Raw genomic sequence first — 18,773 nt, 5'->3', positions numbered from 1 at the left:
GAATCGGGGGGACGAACCGGAGGCGCCGCTGCTTGCTCTGATTTCAGGAATGGCTTCGCACTTGGGGTCTGGTGATCGCGCTCGCGGTGTTCCAGCCCCTCGCACCGGGCGAAGCATCTAGCACGTCCTCGGTGAACTGGTTCCCTTATCAGGTGATTTGGTGTGGCTGTCAACGCTTGGCCCGGCGACGTTTCCGCATCCTCGACCGGCGCCCCATCCCATCGTCAGGCCACTCAAAGAACCGCTTGCCGAGGTAAGGGCGGTCTCGCAAAGTCATGCGGTAGATGACGCTGTTTTGCTCCTGCACGAGCCGTAGCAGTTCCATCGAGTATTCGTCCGGAAAATTCACGCCACCCTCCGCAAAGCCAACTGCGCATCCTCTGCCCGCATTATCACCGGACGGCCCAGCAACCGCAAGGCAAGACGCAGATGATTGCCGTCAACGGATTCAACCTCGACCTGACCGATGTTCTCCACCTCGACATGATCGCCCGCGGTCCATGTGTGCTGGCCTCTCAGGCGGGGAATGTCGTAGTGGCGATGCAAGGGCTTCGGAAGCTGGCCCGTGATCCATTTCAGATCCGCCATGCCATTCAGCGGCTTGATTGCGCCGGCAAAGCTGATCGGGTAAATTCGGGGGCCGGGCATGTGCTCGATCGCCAGGAAGTTCGGCGCTTCGTCAAAGCCTGCGAAGATGTAGGACTTCAACACGCACTCTGTCACCGTGCGGGCTGGCTTGCGAGGGGGGCGCTTGCGAAGCGTCTGGCACACAGCGAAGGCGTCACAGTCCATGAGTTCCCCGAGACGATTGGCAGCCGCTTCTGTGCGGTCGGCGCGGCAAGAAAATGCATACCAATGTTTCATTGGGGATTCTCCATTCCAAGTTTTGCGCGCAGTTCACGGATATGGGCGATCATTTGCTCTGGAATCTCCGGCTGATGTCCGTCGTAGATGAGCGGCGCGAATGCGTCCGACGCCTGCTGGCGAGCCATCGAAACGGAGAAGTTCTCTCCGTCTAGAACCCCGCTTCTTGCTCGGCTCAACAGCGCTTCAATTTTGGCAAGTTCATCAACTGTCATGCTGCAGTCTCCATCAGCTTAAGCAGGGGGGCCTGTGCGGCAGAGCGGATTTCTGCGAGGGTGAACTTCATGTCCGTCCCTAGCGCTTCAGCGGCATACCGGCGAAGGCCGTACAGAACCGTCGTGTGATCGTACTTCACCCGCCGGGCAGCACGCGGAAGGCTCCAGCCCTCAACAATCACCAGGTGATACCAGAACGCCCAGCGCGCCCGGACCCAAGGCTTACGCTTGCACGGCGTCATGATGGTCTCCAGCGGTACGCCAGCGAACTCGCAGGCCCTTGTGATCGGTGTTGATAGGATCGTCATGGTTTAGTCCCCCTGTTGGTTCAGGCGCTCCTGCACCCGGTCGATGATCTGCGGGCGGATGCCCTCCAGACGCTCAATTTCAGATTTCAGCTCCGCCCACGTCGGAAACCACTTGTTCTTGTCCGGCCACATCGCCAGCACATGGCGCACAATGTCGCCGGGATACTTGGCAAGTTGGGCCTCAAAGGCTTTCAGCTTCAGGTCGCTGGTCATGTCGTCATCACGCGGGCTGGCTGTCAGGACAGCGCACACGGTCAGCCATTCAGTGATCTTTCCAGCCGGCGCCGGACCAGACAGGCCAGCAAGGATGGACTTGGCGCGGTCGCTGTCGATCTGGTCAGCTAGCTTCACGGTCAATGACATAACCGGCTCCCATCCCCCGTTCTTCGGAAAGCGGCTCCCCGTAACCTCGTGACTCACCGACACGCCGCAGGCCTGCAGCCGCGAGACCGCCGCCGCGAGATTGTCCTGCGGTGTGCGGGCGATGATTTCCTTTGGCTGCACGCTCAGCCCGCCATTTGACGGTGTTTCGGATCCAGGTGCGCCACGCGGCTGACCAGTCTCGCTTGGCAGAATTTTTGCCAGTGGCCGAAACCCAGTGGTCCCGGAATTGTCCATGCTCATGATTGATCTCCTGACGATCAAGGCCCTGCCCGGAGGCAAAGGCGTAGTCTGCGGGGGATGGTGCCCAGTTTTCAGAAATGCGTTGTCCACGAGCCGCGCCCCTAGGGGCAGCTTTGCGTTTTGGCTGTTCGGGTGTGTCGATGGGGAGCGCACCTTGCGCGCCAACAACGGTGTTAGAAACGGTGTTAGAGAACGGTGTTCCTATTGGATTTGCCGTCTCAGCAACTGTGATTTGCTCATCTGGCAACTGTGATTTGCTCTCTTGGCAATCAATGTGATTTGCCGTCTCAGCAAAACACTCTTCATCCGGCATCGGAATTGCTACATCAATTTTCCGGTCCATGATGACCTGGTAGACGTTCGCCTTCATCTTCCCGATGCGCTTCTTGTTCACCCATCCCCATTTGGCCAGATCAGAGATCGAGCTGGACACGCGCGCCTTGTTTGTCCGGGCCCTGAGTGCGATCTTGTCTTGCCCGACCCGACACCAGCCATCCTTGTCTGCAAAGCTGCAAAGCGAGGTCAGGACGCGAATATGCATGGCCTCGATGCGCGGATCATCGAGAGCCGCTGTTGGTACTGCTGCAAAACGGCTCATCCCTGCCCCCTTTCCAGCTCTGCCTGCATGTCAGCGAGGGCGCGCTTTGGGTTGGATGGGAGGCGGAGATTGCCTTCACCGAACTTCACAGCATCGACCAGAGGGGCGTATGTTTTCTCGTGCCAGGTAATCCCGCGCATAATGTCCAGTCGGGCTTCCCAGACTTCGTCTTCGTGGTTTTTGGCCCAGTTATGGATCGCGACACCCGACACGCCCTCCAGCCGCGCTACTGAGGCCATTGTGCGCTTGAATATCTTCGCCTCAGCGATGCGATATGCGCGCCGCATGGCCTTTTCTTCCGGCAAGGAGCGCTTGTGCGGAACAGAGAGGAATGCCGCGTGCAGATCTGGGTATTCTTTCAGCCAGACAGATGCGCGAGCCTGTGAGATACCCTCAGAGCGGGCAAAGGCGCGGATCGTGTTGCCGGCCTCCGCAGACGCCCAAGCTCGGCGGACGCGGGCGCGCTTTTCTTCGATGCTGTGATAGGCCATCAGCAATATACCCCCTGTTTGTTTTTGAGAGTTGGGTGGCGATGGTTGGGGCGGGTGCAGCGGGTCATGAGAGGCCTCGCTCAGATTCCCATTTCGCATAGACAGCGCGCTTGTCGTCGGGCTCAGGCATGGCGCAACCGCGCTTGACCATGATATTCCCGCACCAATTGCCACCACCGTCAGGGTCAATGCGGTTGTTGCAGATCGTGCAGACCGGGGCGGGCGGATACCGCATATGCTGCTGCCAATGGTAGCTCAGCACCCATAGGCGCAGGAACGCAAACTGGATTTTCCCGCTGCCATTGAGATGTTCGTCTCGATAAAAGGCAAACCATCGCCGCCGGAAATACCTGTATTTTTGCGGCTCAATCTGAGTGAAGCGCCTCCAGGTGATCGACCACGGCTCATGGTGTGAAAACAGGCTAAGCCGCCGCCCGCGCTCGTCTCTGAAAATGCTGGGCCCGCGCCAGCCTCTGCCCTTTGGTGGCGTCCAGTCCTCAACATTGAACGTTTCTTTGAACGTACTCATGCCGCTTCTCCTTGTTGCTGAGTGACGGCCGGTGATGCTGTGTGCTCGCAGTTAGGGCGGGTGCAGCGGGTCATGGGTTACTCCGACAGGTCGAGCGAAGTGGTTCCGGGCGGCATATCGGGCGCGACTTTCGGGTTTCCACTATTGCAAAGCTTGCAAGGGGCGCCAGCACCACATGTGCAGCCATCCTCATCACGCCACGGTTTGCGGGGGTGGTTTTCACAAACCCAGCCCTCACCTCGACAAATTGGGCAATTCGTATCTATCACGCTACTTCTCCTTCTATCGTCTGAGTGACGGCCCGCCCGGCTGGGGTCAGGCCGTAATAATGGGCTGAGTTCTTGAGCTTGGATTTCGCGTCAGCGGCCAGTTTCTCGACATGGCCACGCGCCTTGCACCGGCTGAAAATCGGGCGGGCATTCAGGACGTCGAGACCCTTGATCTTGGCGTAATCATCTGGCGCGACAGGGCCATTTGCGCTAAGGTACAGGAGCAGTTGATAGTCCAGCGTTTGGGCAAACCGCTCCATCTTGCGGGCCGCCTCAGCAGACGCGCCGCCGGTCTTTGATCCGGGAACGTCTGGATATCGGGTCGGGGCATTCAACCGCGCACAGCACGCCTTGCACGCGCACTGCTTTCCATTGAACCGCTGGCGGAGAATGCCCCACTGGTCAGATCCTATCGGATAGATCGCAGGACAGGCCGGGCAACGGCGCTCGTCAGCAGAAGGTATCCGGTCTGTCTCTGTCCCCCGGTTCATGTCAGTGGCCTGCCGTTTCGAGGGGCGGGACGGACTCATCGAACAGGGACGCCGGGGAAACGCGGGTCTCCCCAAGCACGGCGACATCGGTTACAATAATCTCGATTGCAGCGAGCTTGCTGATGTCGAAATTCGCGTACCGCTTGAAGCCATACACGTCTTCATCATCAGCCCACGGGCCATCACTGTACGACGTTTCGCCCCTGTATTCGCTGCCAAGGCGAAGGAGGTTTTTCTTGATGCCGTCGATGGTTTGCCAATAGCGGGGAGTGCCGGACCAATAGTGCCGACCATTCCAGTCATCGCCCTTGTAGAACTTCTGAAGTTCTGTGTGCCAGATCGAATAAAGCCGCATCACGCCCCTCCCATGAACCGCAGGACGGCCCAGCACAGGGCGGAAATCCCGATCCAGAGCGCAACCATCAGATCCCAGCCATCGCCAAGCAGCTCCGTCACGTCGCCCTGGTGGTGGGGTCCGGCAACTTCGGTTGGCAGAAGGTCACAGGACAGGGCGTCATGGCCGGCGCGAATGAAGGCATCCCGCACGCGCCCGGAATACTCGCAGGCAACCAGGACTCTCAGCGGTGTCTCTGTCCCCCGGTTCATGTCAGTGGCCTGCCGTTTCGAGCCAGTCTTCCAGATCGATCTGATCGGACTTCCGGCGGCGGGTTTTGGCGGCATTCTTCTGACGCTGAGGCGCATCCCACTTATTGTGGCAGCGCTGGCAGAGGGCCTTCAGATTGTCGTGATCGTTATTGGTTTCGTCCCAGTCCATGTGCGCTATGGTGAGAATGACCTTGGAGCCGGTCTCAGGATGCGGCTCGTAGTTCACGGCTTCGCAATCCGGATGCTGCGGTGTTCCCTCACAGGCGTGATCAGCGCGGTCGAGAATGTCCTCCCTGATAGCCTTCCATTCCTTCGAGTGAATGGAGCCACCGGGATAGAGCTTCATGCGTTCGGGATTGATCGGCATCACGCCCCTCCCATGAACCGCAGGACGGCCCAGCACAGGGCGGAAATCCCGATCCAGAGCGCCGCTGACAGGACCAGGATCAAGAGAGACTTGCGCAGCTGTTCAGAGGGGAAGGTGAAGCGGAGGAAATGGAGGAGGGTCATCGGTTCGACACCCCGCATTTCCGGCATATCTCTTTCTCGATCACTGAGCCGTTTGAGTATTCACCCTTCCACCTTCCCCACTCATGATCGCAGCGTTCGATGATCTTGCGCTTGTGCCAGAGCGTGGCGGTCACACAGATGCAGAGCAGCGCGAGAACCGCACAGACCCCAAGGCCAACGATGACAGCTGCCGTATACGGTCCCATCACCCCCTCCCCCGCATACGTAGTTTCCCGTATTGACGGGCGGGATTGAGAGTGCGTGTCAGTACGGCGAATTTCGCGTACCAATGGTATGTCAAGCCTTGAACTTGGTTAATTATTACGGTTTCGTGACGGCTCGCCACGGGGGCGATGGGAAACTTCCGATTTACAAAATAGGAAACTACTCCTAAAGAACAAATACGGAACAAGAAGTGAGGGACGCAATGGAGTACATCGAAACGGCTGGGAACGTTAGGGCTGAGCGTGGTATGGTGCGCGTCAGCACTACGGCTTACGGATCGGATGGCATGACCATCGTGGAGACGGGGAAAAGCTACGCTCTCACACCCGCTGCGGCGAAGGTTGTTGCGCTGCGAATCCTTCAGGCAGTTGCTGATATCGAAGAGGCCGCCCAAGATGTGAGCAATGCGGACCCCTGTCCCAATGTGACACGCTTGAGGGCCTGACATTATGCGACCCCCTTCTCTTCTTCTGGCCTGACGGTAACTGTCGCCAGCAAGTCCTTCAGGGTTGCGTCTGGATGAGCATCAGCAACCGGCTGCAGCCACTCGCGGGGAATGCCTTTGCGGCGCACCCAATCGCGGACCTGATGGTCTTTGCACCCAAAGCCAATAGCGGTAGCCTGTTCGGCATAGGTCTTGCCTAAATCGGCGAGTATCTCTGCATGTGTCCGGTGTGTCATAATCATTGCATAGCAAATAGCTATCTTTGAGGCAATAGCGCACCGCTATGTTTTTTGGTGGTAATGGGGCGGCATGGCAGAGAAAGAGTTCGACCGCATCATTGGCGCGCGCTTGAGAGAGGCGCGTATTGCCGCCGGGTATGAGTCCGCGCAAAGCGCAGCAGACGCACGGCCCAAGGTGCACGTCCAGAGCGTGCGGGATCAGGAAGCCGGAAGAAGGGGCGTCAACCCAGAGCAGTTGCTGCTATACTCTAAAAAGTACGCAGTAAGCGTTCAGTGGCTCCTGACCGGCGAAGGCCCGATGACTTCCATCGAAGGCATTGTCGATGACGTCACCTTGAAGCGCCTCACCCCAGAGAAGCGGCGCGAGGTTGCCGACTTCGCCAGGTTCGTAGCCGAGCGCAAGTAACACCCGCAATCTGTACAATTTGCTATGAAAGCGCACTCTTACGCAAAAAAATAGCAATTCGCTATGGACAGCATAATAGCAATTCGCTATGGTCTCCTCATCGAACAGAGGAAGACGCACATGATCAACTCCATCGCCCCAGCCACCGCCCAGCCCGGAGACTACGTCCTGAAGGACATCACGGGCCGGGTCATTCGCATCTCCAAAAGCTACATGAGTGCAGGTCCCGCCAAACTTTACCGCGTCAACAATGACCGGACGCTTGAGCGTCTGTTTTGGGCATAGGGGGGGCAGCAATGCGCACGAAGACTGCGACAACCGACGCCCTGCAAAGCGCGCAAGAGGCATTTGCCGACGCATTCGCGGAGCTTTTGCTTCTAGCTGGTGTGCCGACTTCGCAAGAGTCGTTTCTGGTGGAGGCCGCCTGCAAGGTCATTGACCCGTACGACCCGGAAGACGCCATACGGCAGGCACTCTGGCGCAGCGTTTCGCACGTCCATGATGCGCGCGGCAACGATCCGGATACCTGCCAGCGCTGCGGGTGCAACTTCCGCCATTTAATGCACCGGAGGGCCGCCTGATGCCCTCCCACGCCCACGACACCCTTATGGCTCACGCTCGGAGAGAGCCCAGCGAGCAAGAGCGGTTCAACGAGATTGCAGACGGTGAGCTTCGGATGGTCCTTGATGGGCTGTTCAGAAGCTACTCGAAGCGCGGGGTCCTGCATCTGCTGTACCCGAACCTTCAGGTCATGCTGGGCGACGATCTCGGCGCGGTCATTCCCGACGCAACCGACATGCTGACAGAGGACGCCCGGAAGGTGCGCGAAATCCTCCGGCTGACAGAAGCATACCACGACCAACACTATCGGAAAGGGGAAGCGGCATGAGCTACGACGTCAAGGCCGACCTGAAGAAAAAGCCGTCTGACTGGCTCGCATACTTTCCAGAGGACGGCGAGACCAAGGACGATGCGCGCCCAATCTATCTGCACAAGTGGGAGCGAATTTTTGACGCCGAGACCGCCGCCGACTTCGTCTGTCAGTACGACTACCATGAACGGGACGGCTGGGAGCGTGGCGAAGACGAGTTTGAAATCGTCATCATCAGTCCTGAGGGCGAAGAGTCAAAATTCCTTGGCTGCCACGAGCCGTCAATTCATCACAGTGTTCGGGAGGCTGACGATGCTTGAGCTCTCCCGCCACATAGCCCGCCACCCCATGCGCTGCCCTGTCCAGACACGGGCCATAGAGGGCGCCTTTGCCGCTGAGCGCCTTGAGGGCGTCAAGCAAGCCTTCGAGAGCTACCGGCCTTACTGGCAGGACCTGGAACGCGAATATGCCGAGGCAGGCGACAATTACCGATCCGCTCTTGAACCGGAAATGCAACTCGCACGGACGATCATGGAGGGGCTGTTCAGGGCCTATGAGGGGCCGGTCACCGCAGAACACATCAGCATAGATCTGGAAAGGAACGCAGCATGAGTGAGAAGAAAAACACTGACGAGACCAAGGCTGACAAGGCGCCGACGCGAGTTTTCCTGCGCAGCGTCGAGCAGCTCAAGGGCGCGGTCATTGATAGGCAGCCCGTCTCTGCTGAAGCCAACGCCATTACGATTGTGGCTGAAGCGCTGGACGCGCTGGACGCCGGAGGGAAGCAACGTGTCCTGAACTATATGCGCGAGCGTGTGCAGGATGAGCGGCCGACCCGTGAGCAACTTGAGGCGCTTCTGAAGGACGCCCCCAATGACTAACCCAGAGAAGACAGACCTCGTGGAAAGACTGAGGGAATTGCGCGCAAAGGCGACGCAGGGGAAGTGGAAGACGCACAGGGATTACCCTGAGTGTATCATTGCTCCCGACGATGCCAACAACTGGGCAGTTGCGCGATGCGATGATGATGCTGGCTTCAATGTGCTTGGTGATGACGTCAGCGATAAGTCAAACGCCGCCCTGATCGTTGAAGCCATCAACGCCCTCCCCGCCCTACTGGAGGCAGTGGAGGCGCTGGCGAAGATCAAGGCGCTGTCTGACAAAGAGGGGGCCTGCAGGATGACCGCTACCGACCGCTCAGACATGAACACCCGCACACTTGATTGGATGAACATCTTGGAGCGCACGTTGCACGAGTGTGACCGCACCGCCACCGCCGCCCTCGCTACCCTGAAAGGAGAAGGATGATGGTCGCCTCCTTCTCCGAATACGAACACCTGAAAGCCCTGTGCCACAGCGACCCTGACTATTGCGCCGCACGGGAACGGTTCAGGGCTTCCGAGACAGGCTCTCGGGAAGAAGCAATCGCAAGCAACGACATGTGCAAGGCGGCCTCCAGGATTCATTTTCCTGACCTGTCTGCCCGTGTCCGGGAGAAAGTGAAAGGACTGAACGATGGCTGATGGCGTTGACACAAAGATCAACCGTGAGATCGAGGCCGCCCGCGCACTGAAGCTGGCACTTGGTGCCGATGCGGATGATGAGGAATTGCTGGCTGGGATGGTCGAGGGGGAAACCTCCCTCTTCGAGATGGCGAGCGTTGTCGTGGACAGCATCGCCAGGGACCAGGAACTCATCGACGGCATCGTCAGCCGGGAGGGCCAACTGAAAGAGCGCAAGGAAAGAATACGCCACCGCCAGAACGGCCGCAAGGCAAAACTGGAGCAGGCGCTCATGGTCTTTGGTCAGCGGAAAATGGAGTTGGCAGAAGCCACCCTTTCCTTGTCCGCCCGCGCCGACAAGATGGTGATCACGGACGAGTCCCAGATCCCCTCACAATTCTGGAAGCGCGGCGATCCTGTCCTCGATAAGGCGGGCCTGAAGGCGCACCTTAAGGCGCTCGGCCCAGACGATGGCGATGTTCCCGGCGTGATGCTGGAACCGTCCCCAGACACAATCACCATTCGGAGAAAGTGACATGACTGCCCTTGTTCAACACCACCAAGGCTTCACCCCAGCGCAGTTGGATATCATCCGCAAGACCTGCGCGCCTGAGACCAACAATGACGAGTTCAACCTGTTTATCGAATCCGCCAAGGGCTATGGCCTGAACCCAATGAAGCGCCAGATCATGGCGATGGTCTTCAGCCCGAAGGACCCGAAAAAGCGCCGCATGTCACTGATCGTTGAGATTGGCGGCCTGCGAGCCATTGCTTCCCGGTCCGGTCGATACCGCCCGGCGGGCGATCCAACTGCGTTCGAGATGGACGCGGAGAAAACAGCCACCAATCCGCTTGGCATCAGCCGCGCGGTCGTCACCGTCTTCAAGCAGGATGATCGTGGGCAATGGCACCCTGTTGTTGGGGAGGCATGGTGGGATGAGCACGCAGACGTTACGGATGAATGGGCGTGGAACGATCAGGCCGGCAAGCGGCAACCTACGGGAAAGAAGACTCTGTCCAATACCTGGGGAAAGATGCCCCGCCTGATGATCGCCAAGTGCGCCGAGGCACAAGCTTTGCGCAAGGGTTGGCCGGAGGATATTGGTGGCCTTTACGAGCAAGCCGAAAGCGGCGGGGTGTGGGATGAGAACATGCTGCCGACCGAAGCCATTGAGGCCCATGCAACCGAAGTCCGTCAGCAGATGATCGGAAAACGTGCGGGTGAGTATGCCATCCAGTTTGCGATGGGTGAGCCGATCCAGATGATCGCCCCCGGACAGATTTATGACCGGATTGCAGAATATGTGCGAGGTCTGGATACCACGATGGAGGTGAGGGACTTCCGGGCGCGCAATAAGGAGGCGCTACGCCGCTTGTGGGGCGACGACAAGGATGCCGGACTCTCCATTAGCGAGATGATGGATGCGCGCACAGAGGAACTTGAGCGTGAGGCGGAGAATGAGGCTGCCTGATGAGCACCTACCGCGTCACCTCCGAAGCCCAACGCCAGACCGCCCTGCACGATATTCGCCGGGCTCCGCTGGGCTTCACCCTGACGGCCAAGCGCAACAAGCGCAGCATACCCCAGAACGCAAGGATGTGGGCCATGCTGACCATCGTGGCGCGGGAGGTGAAATGGCACGGGCTGACGCTCTCACCGGAGGACTGGAAACTGATGTTCCTGGAGGCGCTTGGCCACGAAATGCGGATGGTGCCGAACATCAACGGAAACGGGCTGGTGAATCTCGGCCGGTCCTCGTCAGCGCTCAGCAAGGAACAGATGACGGCGCTGATGGATCTGATCGACGCATTTGCCGCAGAGCGCGGCGTAACCCTTAACACGAAGGATGAAGTGGGATGAGTGACAGCGAACAAGAACTTTTCGACGACATGGAAAAGCGCATCAGGAAGTTGGAGTTCAATCTCCGCCACGCTGCCAAGCAACTTGATTCATGCGCAGAGTACATGCCGACCTTTGAGGCCACAATTATCCGATCAGAGGCCAGAATGATGAGGGGTATCGCCAACTGGAAGCAGGACATGGCCGAACTCGCCAACAAAGGACCCGACCAATGAGCGTTGATAAAGTAGACTGGGAGTTGCTGAGTAAGCTGGATGCGGATTGGAGGGAAAGCTTCGCCGCCCGTCGTGACTACTGTGGAGCGGGGTTTAAGCTAAGCACATTCCTATCAACACCCGAAGGCGTGGCGTTTGTTGGTAACCGTCAACGGTTCAGCCAAGCCCTTCGTCTCGCCTTCCCCGCCATAAAGGCAGAGCGGGAGGCTTTGGTGGCGGAGAATGAGCGGCTTCTGGACGGCATCAACGCGATTTGCGCCTGTCTGTACCGCGCAGAGGGGCTGGCCCCAAAGGATATGGCTGATCTGCGTATTGAGATCAAGGAAGCCATCCACCGCGCCAGAAGAGCTTACAAGTTCGGCCCAGCCCTCAAGGAGCAAAGCCATGACGGATAGGGTGGAAGACACGTTACGGGCGCAGTGGGGCGCCATCGAAACCGAAGCCTACGAGAGGCATCGCAAAGCCAACTCAGGCGCAATAGGGCAGATTCTGGAGCCATCAAACTCTGTTGAGTATTGGTTTGTTGTTGTAGCCCTGGAGCGCTTCTTTCCAGAGCGCGGTGCAAAGGACGCCACCATCCGCGCCCTACAGGCAGAGGTGGGGGAGCTGAGGGAACGCTTGGCGGGTCAAGCAAAACTCGTGGCTGCGGGCGCTCACCTTGGTCTGGCAGGATCGGATATTCGCAACGACGATATGTCTCCCTCACCAGAGACCAACGACTGGCACATGAGCGAGGCCAAGCGCTTAGCTTCCGAGGCATTCAATGAGAGCGAGCAGGCAGAAATGGACCGGATGCTTCGTGATCTGGAAACCACCCCGGAGGCCCAGTCTCATGACCTATAGTGCCCTCATAGAGAGATTAGAGAAAGAAGGCGGGTCAAGGGAGTTGGTGGACAAAAACGGTAGGCCAATCTGTGTCGGTGATATCCTCAAGGTTTTCCATTTCTTCGGTCCACGCCGCAAACGCTACTACATGTATAAGCAGGTTGTGGAAATCGTACAGCTCGGCTGCGTTCCGTATGACTACCTGAAGATCAGCCACCTGAATATGGGCTCAAGCGACTACTATACCGAGTTGCTGGATGGTCGACAACTTTTGGATGTGGAGATCGTACAGTCCATCGATGCCGCTTTCGAGAACCGCCCCATCCGCGCTCTACAGGAGACCGGGGAGGACGGGAAGTGAGCAGACAGACAACCATTACTGCGGATCAGCTTGCCTTGATCGCTGAAGCCCTCAGTGCGTGGCAGGCTACATGGCTGGCGAGAAATCCAGACCTATCGCACATGAACGAAGAGGAGTTCTTCCGGGCACGCAGGCAAGCGTATGAGAAGGGCTTACCCGCGCTAGATCTTCTCACCGAGTTGCATTCTCTATGCTTCAGGATTTCGGAGGACGGGAAGTGAGCAGGCCGCAAGAGATTATTCGAGTTTGTGACGAGTTCGGCCTGCGCATCGAGGACGTGCAAATCCTGCCGAACGGCGCTGTCAGCGTGAAGGTGAAGGACGGCTATATGCCGGACGACCTGCACGACCAGATGGATGCTTTCGGCGTTCCTCCTGTCGGCCAGAAGCGCCAATGCGTCTATTTCCTGAAAGGATTGACCACGGGCAATATCAAGATTGGATATTCGCACGACCTCCGCAACCGGATGGTCAGCATCAGAACTTCATGCGCCGAACGCCTCCAGCTGCTGCTCATCATCGACGGCGATCAATCCACAGAGGCGGCCATCCATCGCATCCTGCACCCTTGGCGGCAGACTGGCGAATGGTTTTCCGATAGTGAAGATGTGCTGCACCTGATCGATCGGTGCCGCCAGACGCCCGGTCAATTCATCCAGTATATGGACGAGACGAGGCACTGATGAAGTCCCGCCCACTCATCCCACGGCTCCTGAAAGCCTCTGATGCCGCCTACTATGTCGGCATGGGTGAAACCAAGTTTCGCCAGCTTGTCGGCGAGGGGCGTATTGCCCCGCCGCGGGAAGAGGACGGGCTTGTCCTTTGGGATGTGAGGGACCTGGACGACTATGCCGATGGGTTGCCCTATCGCGGCGAGCGCGCCAATGATGCGTGGGATGGAGCCGCGGCATGAGGGACGACATGGCTGACATCCACTTGGAGTACACCTGCTCGGACACCGATGCCCGCGGCAATACGCGCTGGTACTTCCGCCGCGGAGGACAGAAGATTCGTCTTAATCCCCGCGGCGTAGAGATCGGATCGGCCGAGTTTTTCGATAGATACAACCGGGCGCTGTCCGGCGCACTGAAGGCCAAGCCGAAACGCACGGGCCTTCAGGAGGGCACGCTTGGCCACCTGATCGAGCAGTACCTTGCGTCGCCTGAGTTCAATACACTGGCGATCCGGACGCAGGCAGCGCGCCGCGGCGTCCTCCTGGACCTGCAGGCCGAGCATGGGTCAAAGCCCGCCCTCATGTCCGCAGAGGCGGTCCGGGCCGGACGCGACAAGCGCAGCGCCACACCCGCGGCGGCAAACAACCGGGTCAAGGTGATTTCAGCGCTCTATGGCTGGGCAATGGGCCGCAAGCTGGCGGATAGCAACCCGGCCAAAGGCATAGGGCGGCTCAGAGAGGGCGACGGCTTCCAGTGCTGGACGCATGAAGAGATCAAGCAATACCGCGACCACTGGCCGCTGGGGACGCGTCAAAGGCTTGCAATGGAGCTTTTGTACTGCACAGCCCAGCGCCGCGGAGACGTCGCCCGTATGGGCCCTCAGCACGTCCGCGGCCCAAAGATGCATATTCAGCAGGAAAAGACCGGCACTCGCCTTGTTCTTCCGATCATTCAGGAGCTTGCCGCGGCGATGCGGGCAACACCGACCAACGGCCTGACCTTCCTTGGCTTCAAGAATGGCGACAGTTTCGGCAACCAGTTTGCTCTCTGGTGTGACAAGGCCGGGCTCCCGAAGGAATGCCGCGCTCACGGGCTCAGGAAGGCCCGCGCAACGCACATGGCAGAGGCAGGCAGGTCTGTGCACGAGATTCGCGCGGTGACAGGTCACAAGACGCTGGAAGAGATCGAACGCTACACCGAAGCCGCCAACCAGGAGCGGCTTGCCGAGAGGGCATTCGGGGAACAAAGCGTCCCATCCGTGCAGTCCCATTCCAGAACTGGGACAATGGGCGCTCCCGGTCCTGCAACAGATACTACAGAAGGAGAATAGCGATGGCAGTCCCTAGGGGAATCGAACCCCTCTTTCCAGGTTGAAAACCTGGCGTCCTAACCGATAGACGAAGGGACCGCACCGGCTCGAAGACAGGCGATATAGCTGCTCATCTTGGACTCGTAAAGCGGTTTAAACGGGGTTTCTGCAGATAAATCATGCTTCAGCTGCATCACTTACATCCAGTTGCACCCGGCGCCGGCCATTCCACTCATCCGCTTTCAATTTTCCAATCACATGCAGCCGCGCATTGGGACGGATCACCTCGCCCAGAGGCTGGTCGGCGCTGCGCCAGGCGATGCAATCCAGACGGCCGCTGGAATCCTCGGCAGTGAACTTCAAATGGTTTGCGCCCACCTGCCGAACGCCGGTGACGTGCACGGATTGCAGCGCGAAGACAGGTTCGGGAGAGCCAACCCCAAACGGCCCGATACCGGCGATCTGGTCCACCAGCGCCGGAGACGCCGCACCCGGCGACAGAACCGCATCCACCGGCAGCTCCAGCGCCGCAGCACGCTCCGCTGTAAACTGCGCCATATGGCTGACCATCCACTCGTCGAACGCCGGGATCTGTTCGGGTTCGAGACTCAGTCCGCCCGCCATTGCATGGCCCCCGCCGGAGAGAATGATTCCTTCGCGCGCGGCCGCGGAAATCGCGTCGCCAATATTCACCCCGGTCACCGACCGGCCGGACCCCTTGGCGACGGGGCCCAGCCCCTGCCCCCAGCCAATGACTATGCAGGGCAGGTGGAACCGTTCCTTCAGGCGTCCGGCCACAATGCCGATTACGCCGGGATGCCAGCCTTCGCCACCCGCGACCAGGATACCGCGATCCGGGTTACGCTGCAGGGCCTGTTCGGCCTGTGCGGTGGCCTGATCAAGGATCGCCGCCTCGACGGCCTTGCGCTCATCATTGAGGGCATGCAGGCGCTCTGCGAGGGCAATCGCTTCGGCGCGATCATCCGTAGCCAGAAGTTTCGCCGCAATCCATGGATCGCCGACCCGCCCGCCCGCATTTAGGCGGGGGCCAAGCATGAACGTCGCATGATAGACGCTATCCACCTTGCTGATACCGGAGACTTCCGCCAGTGCGCGCAGGCCTTCATTCTGGCCGCGCGACAGAATGCTGAGTCCCTGCCTGACAAAGGCGCGGTTCACGCCGCGCAAGGGAGACATGTCGCACAAGGTTCCGAGCGCGGCGAGGTCCAGAAAGGACATGATGTCCGGCAGGCCATCTGGAGGCGCGATGCCGCGCTCCCGTGCCAGACGGTTCAGCGCCGCCGCAAACACAAACACGACGCCTGCCGCAGCAAGATGTCCGCACCCGGAATTACAGTCCGGCCGGTTTGGGTTGACGAGCGCCGCTGCGGGCGGATGGTGCCCGGCCATCAAATGGTGATCGATCACGACAATGGGCAGACCAATCGTTTCGGCCTCTTCCAGCGCGCTGACTGCCGCCGCGCCACAATCCACCGTGATGACGAGTTCGGCGCCCTTATCCTTCAAGTGCCGGAACGCTGCGGGCGACGGGCCATAGCCCTCCTCCAGCCGGTCAGGCACGTAGAGGCCGAGATCTTCGCCCCATGCGCGGAAGTATCGCGCAAGGATGGCGGAGCTCGTGCCGCCATCGACATCGTAATCTGCAAAGACCGTGACGCGCTTCTTCTCAAGGATGGCGTCGAGGACAATTTTCGCCGCCTTGTCCATGTCGGAAAAGCTGGAAGGGTCCGGGAATGTCTCCCGCAGGGTGGGAGACAGATAGGCAGGGGCCTCTTCCGGGGCGACATCGCGCGTGGCCAGCAAGCGGGCCAGCAAGTCCGATCCACCCACACTGGGCTGAAGGCGGCGCACCAGGGCCTCATCCACAGACGCAAGCGTCCAGAACCGGCCCGTGGCCGATCTCTGCACGTCGAACAGCGTATTGTCTTGCTTGAGGGCAGGATCAGCCATGAGGTCTCCGGGAATCGCTTCCCGGAGATTCTAACGCATCTGCGCTGTCACGGGAAACGCCCGGCTCAGACTTTCCGGTCGGACCGCACATAGCGGACCATGCCGTCGATCGACGTCATCACGAGCGTATGCGTGTGCACACGGCCATCGGAAGACTTCACACCGCTCAACATGGATCCATCCGTCACACCGGTGGCACAGAACACCGTGTCCCCGGAGGCCAGTTCATTCAGTGCGTAGGTGCGGCCGAAATCGGTAATGCCTGTTTTCTCGGCGCGCTTGCGTTCGTCATCATTGCGGAACACGAGGCGTCCAAGCATCTGGCCACCGACGCACTTCAAGGCTGCCGCTGCGAGCACGCCTTCAGGGGCGCCGCCTTGGCCAACATAGAGATCGATGCCGGTGTGCGGGTTCGTGGTGGCGATCACGCCAGCCACGTCACCATCCGTGATCAGGGCAACCCGGGCGCCAACGGAACGCAGGCTCTCGATGATCCCCTCATGGCGCGGGCGGTCCAGTACGCAAGCGGTCATGTCGGTGACATCCACGCCCTTGTGCCTGGCCAGCGCCTGAATGTTCTCAGCGGGCGTTGCATCGAGACTGATGATGCCTTCCGGATACCCCGGCCCAACGGCAATCTTGTCCATATAGGTGTCGGGCGCATACAGCAGGCCCCCGCGCGGCGCGATGGCCAGAACCGCGAGCGCATTCGACATGGCTTTTGCGGTGAGGGTTGTGCCTTCAAGAGGATCGAGTGCAATGTCGATTTCCGCGCCTTTGCCGGTCCCGACTTCCTCGCCAATATATAGCATGGGCGCTTCATCGCGCTCACCTTCGCCGATCACGACACGGCCCTTGAAATCAACTTCGTTGAACGCCGTGCGCATCGCATCAACTGCGGCAGCATCGGCCTTCTTTTCATCTCCGCGACCAACCAGTTTGGCAGCCGCGATGGCAGCAGACTCCGTAACACGGACCATGGAATCGGCGAGGCTGGGCGTCAGAACGCTATTTTTCATGAATTCTCAATTCTCCGAACGCGCAAAACTTAAGGGCTCTGCGCCAGACTAAAGCAATTAGCTTGCCGACTCGATCCTGATCAGGCGCGGCGGATCGACAGCAATTGCAAATTTTTCCAATCGCGCCAAGGCCGCGTCCATATTTGACCGTTCGCACCGGTGTGTGACAATGGCAATCGGGCTGGCGCCAGTCTCATCTGCTGAATCCTGAAGCAGCTTATCGACAGATACACCCTCGGCTGCGAGAGACTCTGAAAGTGCGGCCAGCGCGCCAGGCTTGTCGGCCAGTCGTACCCGCAGGAAGAAGTGGGCCACCTCATCCTTGCGCCCGGTCGTGAACGGCCGTGCCATATGGTGTTCTGCGCGCCCGAAGGCCGGGCGGATCGCCGGCCGGAAAAGCTTTGCGACATCTCCCATAACGGCGCTCGCAGTGGGTCCCGCGCCTGCACCGGGGCCTGTCAGCGTCACGGCGCCCACTGGGTCACCTTCGATGCGGACCGTATTCAGGGACCCGTCAATGCGGGCCAGCGGGTGCGCGATGGGCAACGCCATCGGCTCAACCCGGCACACAACCCCGTCATCGGTCAGGACGCCTTCTGCGATCAGCTTGATGCGCAGGCCGAGCCGGTCGGCCAGGCGCAGATCGAGCAACTCGATCCCGTCCACGCCCGAGACTTCAACCTTCGAGAAGTCGAGATCCGCGGAGAACGCAATGGCAGAAAGAATGGCGGCCTTGTGCGCCGCGTCCATGCCGGACACGTCCAGCGTCGGGTCCGCCTCGGCATAACCGAGCTTCTGGGCCTCGGCGAGCACCTCTTCATAAGCCCGGCCTGTGGCGAGCATTTCGGTCGTCAGGAAGTTGCAGGTTCCGTTCAGGATGCCGGCAACGCGCTTGATCTCGACGCCGGCAAGACTGTCGCGCAACACGCGCACAACCGGGATGCCACCCGCGACGGCCGCTTCGAACAGCAGGTCGACCTGTTTCTCTTCCGCCAGCTTGGCCAGCGCCATACCGTGCTTCGCCATCAGCGCCTTGTTGGCCGTGACGACCGGCTTGCCGGCTTTCAGGGCTTCCTCGACGGCAAATTTCGCCGGGCCGTCGGAGCCGCCGATCAATTCCACGAAGACGTCGACATCCGGGTCTTCAGCCAGAGTCGCCGCGTCGTCGAACCAGCGATATTTGCTGGTGTCGACGGGCCGGTTGCGAGACTGGCTGCGAGCGCTCACGCCGGTAATCTCAATCTGCCCTGGAATGCGCAGGCGCTCCTGCCGCTCAACCAGTTCGATGAGACCACATCCGACGTGGCCCAAACCTGCAATACCTATTCTCAACGGCCCCAATTGGT

The 18,773-nt window shown here is 59.6% G+C and carries 35 protein-coding genes, 1 tRNA gene and 1 pseudogene; 19 read left to right on the top strand and 18 right to left on the bottom strand.

All coding sequences use genetic code 11. From position 1 onward, the window contains the following. Positions 1-345: 345 nt before the first annotated feature. The 14 genes and pseudogenes from V7660_RS10550 to V7660_RS10485 form a co-directional block, all read right to left on the bottom strand. Complete coding sequence (locus V7660_RS10550; RefSeq protein ID WP_335603003.1) at positions 346-864, bottom strand: hypothetical protein; 519 nt, start codon at positions 862-864, stop codon at positions 346-348. Then, positions 861-1,079: a hypothetical protein gene (locus tag V7660_RS10545; protein ID WP_335603002.1), complete on the bottom strand. Its 219-nt coding sequence runs from the start codon at positions 1,077-1,079 to the stop codon at positions 861-863. The genes V7660_RS10550 and V7660_RS10545 overlap by 4 nt, the downstream gene beginning before the upstream one ends. Next, positions 1,076-1,387: a hypothetical protein gene (locus V7660_RS10540; protein ID WP_335603001.1), complete on the bottom strand. Its 312-nt coding sequence runs from the start codon at positions 1,385-1,387 to the stop codon at positions 1,076-1,078. Before V7660_RS10540 ends, V7660_RS10545 begins: the two co-directional genes overlap by 4 nt. Before the next feature lie 3 nt (positions 1,388-1,390). Then, positions 1,391-1,750 carry a hypothetical protein gene (locus V7660_RS10535; protein WP_335603000.1) on the bottom strand — a complete coding sequence of 120 codons (360 nt, stop codon included), beginning with the start codon at positions 1,748-1,750 and terminating at the stop codon, positions 1,391-1,393. Continuing rightward, complete coding sequence (locus V7660_RS10530; RefSeq protein ID WP_335602999.1) at positions 1,725-2,609, bottom strand: hypothetical protein; 885 nt, start codon at positions 2,607-2,609, stop codon at positions 1,725-1,727. The genes V7660_RS10535 and V7660_RS10530 overlap by 26 nt, the downstream gene beginning before the upstream one ends. Then, positions 2,606-3,100, bottom strand: coding sequence for a hypothetical protein (locus tag V7660_RS10525; protein WP_335602998.1), 495 nt, complete (start codon positions 3,098-3,100; stop codon positions 2,606-2,608). The genes V7660_RS10530 and V7660_RS10525 overlap by 4 nt, the downstream gene beginning before the upstream one ends. A gap of 64 nt (positions 3,101-3,164) precedes the next feature. After that, positions 3,165-3,629, bottom strand: a complete 465-nt coding sequence (locus tag V7660_RS10520; protein WP_335602997.1) for a hypothetical protein — start codon at positions 3,627-3,629, stop codon at positions 3,165-3,167. A gap of 265 nt (positions 3,630-3,894) precedes the next feature. Beyond that, the gene (locus V7660_RS10515) at positions 3,895-4,389 is read right to left on the bottom strand and encodes a hypothetical protein (RefSeq protein WP_335602996.1); all 495 of its coding nucleotides are present in this window, start codon (positions 4,387-4,389) and stop codon (positions 3,895-3,897) included. A 1-nt stretch (position 4,390) separates the two neighbouring features. Next, positions 4,391-4,744: a hypothetical protein gene (locus tag V7660_RS10510; protein WP_335602995.1), complete on the bottom strand. Its 354-nt coding sequence runs from the start codon at positions 4,742-4,744 to the stop codon at positions 4,391-4,393. Between the two features lie 59 nt (positions 4,745-4,803). Further along, positions 4,804-4,995, bottom strand: a pseudogene (locus V7660_RS10505) (DNA cytosine methyltransferase); the annotation flags it as partial. Between the two features lies 1 nt (position 4,996). After that, on the bottom strand, positions 4,997-5,362 hold the full coding sequence (locus V7660_RS10500) for a hypothetical protein (RefSeq protein ID WP_335602993.1): 366 nt from the start codon (positions 5,360-5,362) through the stop codon (positions 4,997-4,999). Continuing rightward, entirely contained in the window at positions 5,362-5,505 is a 144-nt protein-coding gene (locus V7660_RS10495) for a hypothetical protein (RefSeq protein ID WP_335602992.1), read from the bottom strand. Before V7660_RS10495 ends, V7660_RS10500 begins: the two co-directional genes overlap by 1 nt. Then, positions 5,502-5,711, bottom strand: coding sequence for a hypothetical protein (locus V7660_RS10490; RefSeq protein ID WP_335602991.1), 210 nt, complete (start codon positions 5,709-5,711; stop codon positions 5,502-5,504). The genes V7660_RS10495 and V7660_RS10490 overlap by 4 nt, the downstream gene beginning before the upstream one ends. 466 nt (positions 5,712-6,177) lie before the next feature. Then, the gene (locus V7660_RS10485; RefSeq protein ID WP_335602990.1) at positions 6,178-6,411 is read right to left on the bottom strand and encodes a hypothetical protein; all 234 of its coding nucleotides are present in this window, start codon (positions 6,409-6,411) and stop codon (positions 6,178-6,180) included. 73 nt (positions 6,412-6,484) lie between these two features. Here V7660_RS10485 and V7660_RS10480 point away from each other — a divergent pair, with 73 nt between their 5' ends. The 19 genes from V7660_RS10480 to V7660_RS10390 all read left to right on the top strand — a co-directional run bounded on the left by V7660_RS10480 (position 6,485) and on the right by V7660_RS10390 (position 14,458). Beyond that, positions 6,485-6,820: a hypothetical protein gene (locus tag V7660_RS10480; protein WP_335602989.1), complete on the top strand. Its 336-nt coding sequence runs from the start codon at positions 6,485-6,487 to the stop codon at positions 6,818-6,820. A gap of 120 nt (positions 6,821-6,940) precedes the next feature. Further along, positions 6,941-7,105: a hypothetical protein gene (locus V7660_RS10475; RefSeq protein ID WP_335602988.1), complete on the top strand. Its 165-nt coding sequence runs from the start codon at positions 6,941-6,943 to the stop codon at positions 7,103-7,105. 11 nt (positions 7,106-7,116) lie between these two features. Then, a complete protein-coding gene (locus tag V7660_RS10470; RefSeq protein ID WP_335602987.1) occupies positions 7,117-7,401 on the top strand; it encodes a hypothetical protein in 285 nt (94 codons plus the stop codon). Next, entirely contained in the window at positions 7,401-7,709 is a 309-nt protein-coding gene (locus V7660_RS10465; RefSeq protein WP_335602986.1) for a hypothetical protein, read from the top strand. Before V7660_RS10470 ends, V7660_RS10465 begins: the two co-directional genes overlap by 1 nt. Beyond that, the gene (locus V7660_RS10460) at positions 7,706-8,011 is read left to right on the top strand and encodes a hypothetical protein (protein ID WP_335602985.1); all 306 of its coding nucleotides are present in this window, start codon (positions 7,706-7,708) and stop codon (positions 8,009-8,011) included. The genes V7660_RS10465 and V7660_RS10460 overlap by 4 nt, the downstream gene beginning before the upstream one ends. Next, entirely contained in the window at positions 8,004-8,303 is a 300-nt protein-coding gene (locus V7660_RS10455; RefSeq protein ID WP_335602984.1) for a hypothetical protein, read from the top strand. Before V7660_RS10460 ends, V7660_RS10455 begins: the two co-directional genes overlap by 8 nt. Then, entirely contained in the window at positions 8,300-8,572 is a 273-nt protein-coding gene (locus V7660_RS10450) for a hypothetical protein (RefSeq protein WP_335602983.1), read from the top strand. Before V7660_RS10455 ends, V7660_RS10450 begins: the two co-directional genes overlap by 4 nt. After that, the gene (locus V7660_RS10445; RefSeq protein WP_335602982.1) at positions 8,565-8,999 is read left to right on the top strand and encodes a hypothetical protein; all 435 of its coding nucleotides are present in this window, start codon (positions 8,565-8,567) and stop codon (positions 8,997-8,999) included. Before V7660_RS10450 ends, V7660_RS10445 begins: the two co-directional genes overlap by 8 nt. After that, the gene (locus V7660_RS10440) at positions 8,999-9,214 is read left to right on the top strand and encodes a hypothetical protein (RefSeq protein ID WP_335602981.1); all 216 of its coding nucleotides are present in this window, start codon (positions 8,999-9,001) and stop codon (positions 9,212-9,214) included. Before V7660_RS10445 ends, V7660_RS10440 begins: the two co-directional genes overlap by 1 nt. Further along, the gene (locus V7660_RS10435; protein ID WP_335602980.1) at positions 9,207-9,728 is read left to right on the top strand and encodes a siphovirus Gp157 family protein; all 522 of its coding nucleotides are present in this window, start codon (positions 9,207-9,209) and stop codon (positions 9,726-9,728) included. The genes V7660_RS10440 and V7660_RS10435 overlap by 8 nt, the downstream gene beginning before the upstream one ends. 1 nt (position 9,729) lies before the next feature. Further along, entirely contained in the window at positions 9,730-10,665 is a 936-nt protein-coding gene (gene bet / locus V7660_RS10430) for a phage recombination protein Bet (RefSeq protein WP_335602979.1), read from the top strand. Then, positions 10,665-11,054 carry a recombination protein NinB gene (locus V7660_RS10425; protein ID WP_335602978.1) on the top strand — a complete coding sequence of 130 codons (390 nt, stop codon included), beginning with the start codon at positions 10,665-10,667 and terminating at the stop codon, positions 11,052-11,054. Before bet ends, V7660_RS10425 begins: the two co-directional genes overlap by 1 nt. Beyond that, positions 11,051-11,269, top strand: a complete 219-nt coding sequence (locus V7660_RS10420) for a hypothetical protein (RefSeq protein WP_335602977.1) — start codon at positions 11,051-11,053, stop codon at positions 11,267-11,269. The genes V7660_RS10425 and V7660_RS10420 overlap by 4 nt, the downstream gene beginning before the upstream one ends. Then, positions 11,266-11,664, top strand: a complete 399-nt coding sequence (locus V7660_RS10415) for a hypothetical protein (protein ID WP_335602976.1) — start codon at positions 11,266-11,268, stop codon at positions 11,662-11,664. The genes V7660_RS10420 and V7660_RS10415 overlap by 4 nt, the downstream gene beginning before the upstream one ends. Further along, positions 11,654-12,112 carry a hypothetical protein gene (locus V7660_RS10410; protein WP_335602975.1) on the top strand — a complete coding sequence of 153 codons (459 nt, stop codon included), beginning with the start codon at positions 11,654-11,656 and terminating at the stop codon, positions 12,110-12,112. Before V7660_RS10415 ends, V7660_RS10410 begins: the two co-directional genes overlap by 11 nt. Next, a complete protein-coding gene (locus V7660_RS10405; protein WP_335602974.1) occupies positions 12,102-12,455 on the top strand; it encodes a hypothetical protein in 354 nt (117 codons plus the stop codon). The genes V7660_RS10410 and V7660_RS10405 overlap by 11 nt, the downstream gene beginning before the upstream one ends. 217 nt (positions 12,456-12,672) lie before the next feature. Continuing rightward, on the top strand, positions 12,673-13,137 hold the full coding sequence (locus tag V7660_RS10400; protein WP_335602973.1) for a GIY-YIG nuclease family protein: 465 nt from the start codon (positions 12,673-12,675) through the stop codon (positions 13,135-13,137). Continuing rightward, on the top strand, positions 13,137-13,367 hold the full coding sequence (locus tag V7660_RS10395; protein ID WP_335602972.1) for a hypothetical protein: 231 nt from the start codon (positions 13,137-13,139) through the stop codon (positions 13,365-13,367). Before V7660_RS10400 ends, V7660_RS10395 begins: the two co-directional genes overlap by 1 nt. 8 nt (positions 13,368-13,375) lie before the next feature. Beyond that, a complete protein-coding gene (locus tag V7660_RS10390) occupies positions 13,376-14,458 on the top strand; it encodes a site-specific integrase (protein WP_335602971.1) in 1,083 nt (360 codons plus the stop codon). Between the two features lie 3 nt (positions 14,459-14,461). Here V7660_RS10390 and V7660_RS10385 read toward each other — a convergent pair. The 4 genes from V7660_RS10385 to V7660_RS10370 form a co-directional block, all read right to left on the bottom strand. Then, positions 14,462-14,536: transfer RNA gene (locus tag V7660_RS10385), tRNA-Glu, on the bottom strand. 78 nt (positions 14,537-14,614) lie between these two features. Beyond that, on the bottom strand, positions 14,615-16,408 hold the full coding sequence (gene recJ, locus V7660_RS10380) for a single-stranded-DNA-specific exonuclease RecJ (RefSeq protein WP_335602970.1): 1,794 nt from the start codon (positions 16,406-16,408) through the stop codon (positions 14,615-14,617). 65 nt (positions 16,409-16,473) lie between these two features. Beyond that, the gene (gene glpX / locus V7660_RS10375) at positions 16,474-17,427 is read right to left on the bottom strand and encodes a class II fructose-bisphosphatase (RefSeq protein WP_335602969.1); all 954 of its coding nucleotides are present in this window, start codon (positions 17,425-17,427) and stop codon (positions 16,474-16,476) included. Between the two features lie 57 nt (positions 17,428-17,484). Continuing rightward, on the bottom strand, positions 17,485-18,738 hold the full coding sequence (locus V7660_RS10370) for a homoserine dehydrogenase (protein WP_442910043.1): 1,254 nt from the start codon (positions 18,736-18,738) through the stop codon (positions 17,485-17,487). Positions 18,739-18,773: the final 35 nt, after the last annotated feature.

Source organism: Hyphomonas sp. (assembly GCF_036964145.1).
Lineage (GTDB): Bacteria > Pseudomonadota > Alphaproteobacteria > Caulobacterales > Hyphomonadaceae > Hyphomonas.
This window is presented reverse-complemented; position numbering and strand designations above follow the sequence as displayed.

Bases quoted from the DNA above. Each gene is read 5' to 3' on its own strand.
- V7660_RS10550 (WP_335603003.1), bottom strand. From the start codon at position 864: ATGAAACATTGGTATGCATTTTCTTGCCGCGCCGACCGCACAGAAGCG.
- V7660_RS10545 (WP_335603002.1), bottom strand. From the start codon at position 1,079: ATGACAGTTGATGAACTTGCCAAAATTGAAGCGCTGTTGAGCCGAGCA.
- V7660_RS10540 (WP_335603001.1), bottom strand. From the start codon at position 1,387: ATGACGATCCTATCAACACCGATCACAAGGGCCTGCGAGTTCGCTGGC.
- V7660_RS10535 (WP_335603000.1), bottom strand. From the start codon at position 1,750: ATGTCATTGACCGTGAAGCTAGCTGACCAGATCGACAGCGACCGCGCC.
- V7660_RS10530 (WP_335602999.1), bottom strand. From the start codon at position 2,609: ATGAGCCGTTTTGCAGCAGTACCAACAGCGGCTCTCGATGATCCGCGC.
- V7660_RS10525 (WP_335602998.1), bottom strand. From the start codon at position 3,100: ATGGCCTATCACAGCATCGAAGAAAAGCGCGCCCGCGTCCGCCGAGCT.
- V7660_RS10520 (WP_335602997.1), bottom strand. From the start codon at position 3,629: ATGAGTACGTTCAAAGAAACGTTCAATGTTGAGGACTGGACGCCACCA.
- V7660_RS10515 (WP_335602996.1), bottom strand. From the start codon at position 4,389: ATGAACCGGGGGACAGAGACAGACCGGATACCTTCTGCTGACGAGCGC.
- V7660_RS10510 (WP_335602995.1), bottom strand. From the start codon at position 4,744: ATGCGGCTTTATTCGATCTGGCACACAGAACTTCAGAAGTTCTACAAG.
- V7660_RS10500 (WP_335602993.1), bottom strand. From the start codon at position 5,362: ATGCCGATCAATCCCGAACGCATGAAGCTCTATCCCGGTGGCTCCATT.
- V7660_RS10495 (WP_335602992.1), bottom strand. From the start codon at position 5,505: ATGACCCTCCTCCATTTCCTCCGCTTCACCTTCCCCTCTGAACAGCTG.
- V7660_RS10490 (WP_335602991.1), bottom strand. From the start codon at position 5,711: ATGGGACCGTATACGGCAGCTGTCATCGTTGGCCTTGGGGTCTGTGCG.
- V7660_RS10485 (WP_335602990.1), bottom strand. From the start codon at position 6,411: ATGACACACCGGACACATGCAGAGATACTCGCCGATTTAGGCAAGACC.
- V7660_RS10480 (WP_335602989.1), top strand. From the start codon at position 6,485: ATGGCAGAGAAAGAGTTCGACCGCATCATTGGCGCGCGCTTGAGAGAG.
- V7660_RS10475 (WP_335602988.1), top strand. From the start codon at position 6,941: ATGATCAACTCCATCGCCCCAGCCACCGCCCAGCCCGGAGACTACGTC.
- V7660_RS10470 (WP_335602987.1), top strand. From the start codon at position 7,117: ATGCGCACGAAGACTGCGACAACCGACGCCCTGCAAAGCGCGCAAGAG.
- V7660_RS10465 (WP_335602986.1), top strand. From the start codon at position 7,401: ATGCCCTCCCACGCCCACGACACCCTTATGGCTCACGCTCGGAGAGAG.
- V7660_RS10460 (WP_335602985.1), top strand. From the start codon at position 7,706: ATGAGCTACGACGTCAAGGCCGACCTGAAGAAAAAGCCGTCTGACTGG.
- V7660_RS10455 (WP_335602984.1), top strand. From the start codon at position 8,004: ATGCTTGAGCTCTCCCGCCACATAGCCCGCCACCCCATGCGCTGCCCT.
- V7660_RS10450 (WP_335602983.1), top strand. From the start codon at position 8,300: ATGAGTGAGAAGAAAAACACTGACGAGACCAAGGCTGACAAGGCGCCG.
- V7660_RS10445 (WP_335602982.1), top strand. From the start codon at position 8,565: ATGACTAACCCAGAGAAGACAGACCTCGTGGAAAGACTGAGGGAATTG.
- V7660_RS10440 (WP_335602981.1), top strand. From the start codon at position 8,999: ATGGTCGCCTCCTTCTCCGAATACGAACACCTGAAAGCCCTGTGCCAC.
- V7660_RS10435 (WP_335602980.1), top strand. From the start codon at position 9,207: ATGGCTGATGGCGTTGACACAAAGATCAACCGTGAGATCGAGGCCGCC.
- bet (WP_335602979.1), top strand. From the start codon at position 9,730: ATGACTGCCCTTGTTCAACACCACCAAGGCTTCACCCCAGCGCAGTTG.
- V7660_RS10425 (WP_335602978.1), top strand. From the start codon at position 10,665: ATGAGCACCTACCGCGTCACCTCCGAAGCCCAACGCCAGACCGCCCTG.
- V7660_RS10420 (WP_335602977.1), top strand. From the start codon at position 11,051: ATGAGTGACAGCGAACAAGAACTTTTCGACGACATGGAAAAGCGCATC.
- V7660_RS10415 (WP_335602976.1), top strand. From the start codon at position 11,266: ATGAGCGTTGATAAAGTAGACTGGGAGTTGCTGAGTAAGCTGGATGCG.
- V7660_RS10410 (WP_335602975.1), top strand. From the start codon at position 11,654: ATGACGGATAGGGTGGAAGACACGTTACGGGCGCAGTGGGGCGCCATC.
- V7660_RS10405 (WP_335602974.1), top strand. From the start codon at position 12,102: ATGACCTATAGTGCCCTCATAGAGAGATTAGAGAAAGAAGGCGGGTCA.
- V7660_RS10395 (WP_335602972.1), top strand. From the start codon at position 13,137: ATGAAGTCCCGCCCACTCATCCCACGGCTCCTGAAAGCCTCTGATGCC.
- V7660_RS10390 (WP_335602971.1), top strand. From the start codon at position 13,376: ATGGCTGACATCCACTTGGAGTACACCTGCTCGGACACCGATGCCCGC.
- recJ (WP_335602970.1), bottom strand. From the start codon at position 16,408: ATGGCTGATCCTGCCCTCAAGCAAGACAATACGCTGTTCGACGTGCAG.
- glpX (WP_335602969.1), bottom strand. From the start codon at position 17,427: ATGAAAAATAGCGTTCTGACGCCCAGCCTCGCCGATTCCATGGTCCGT.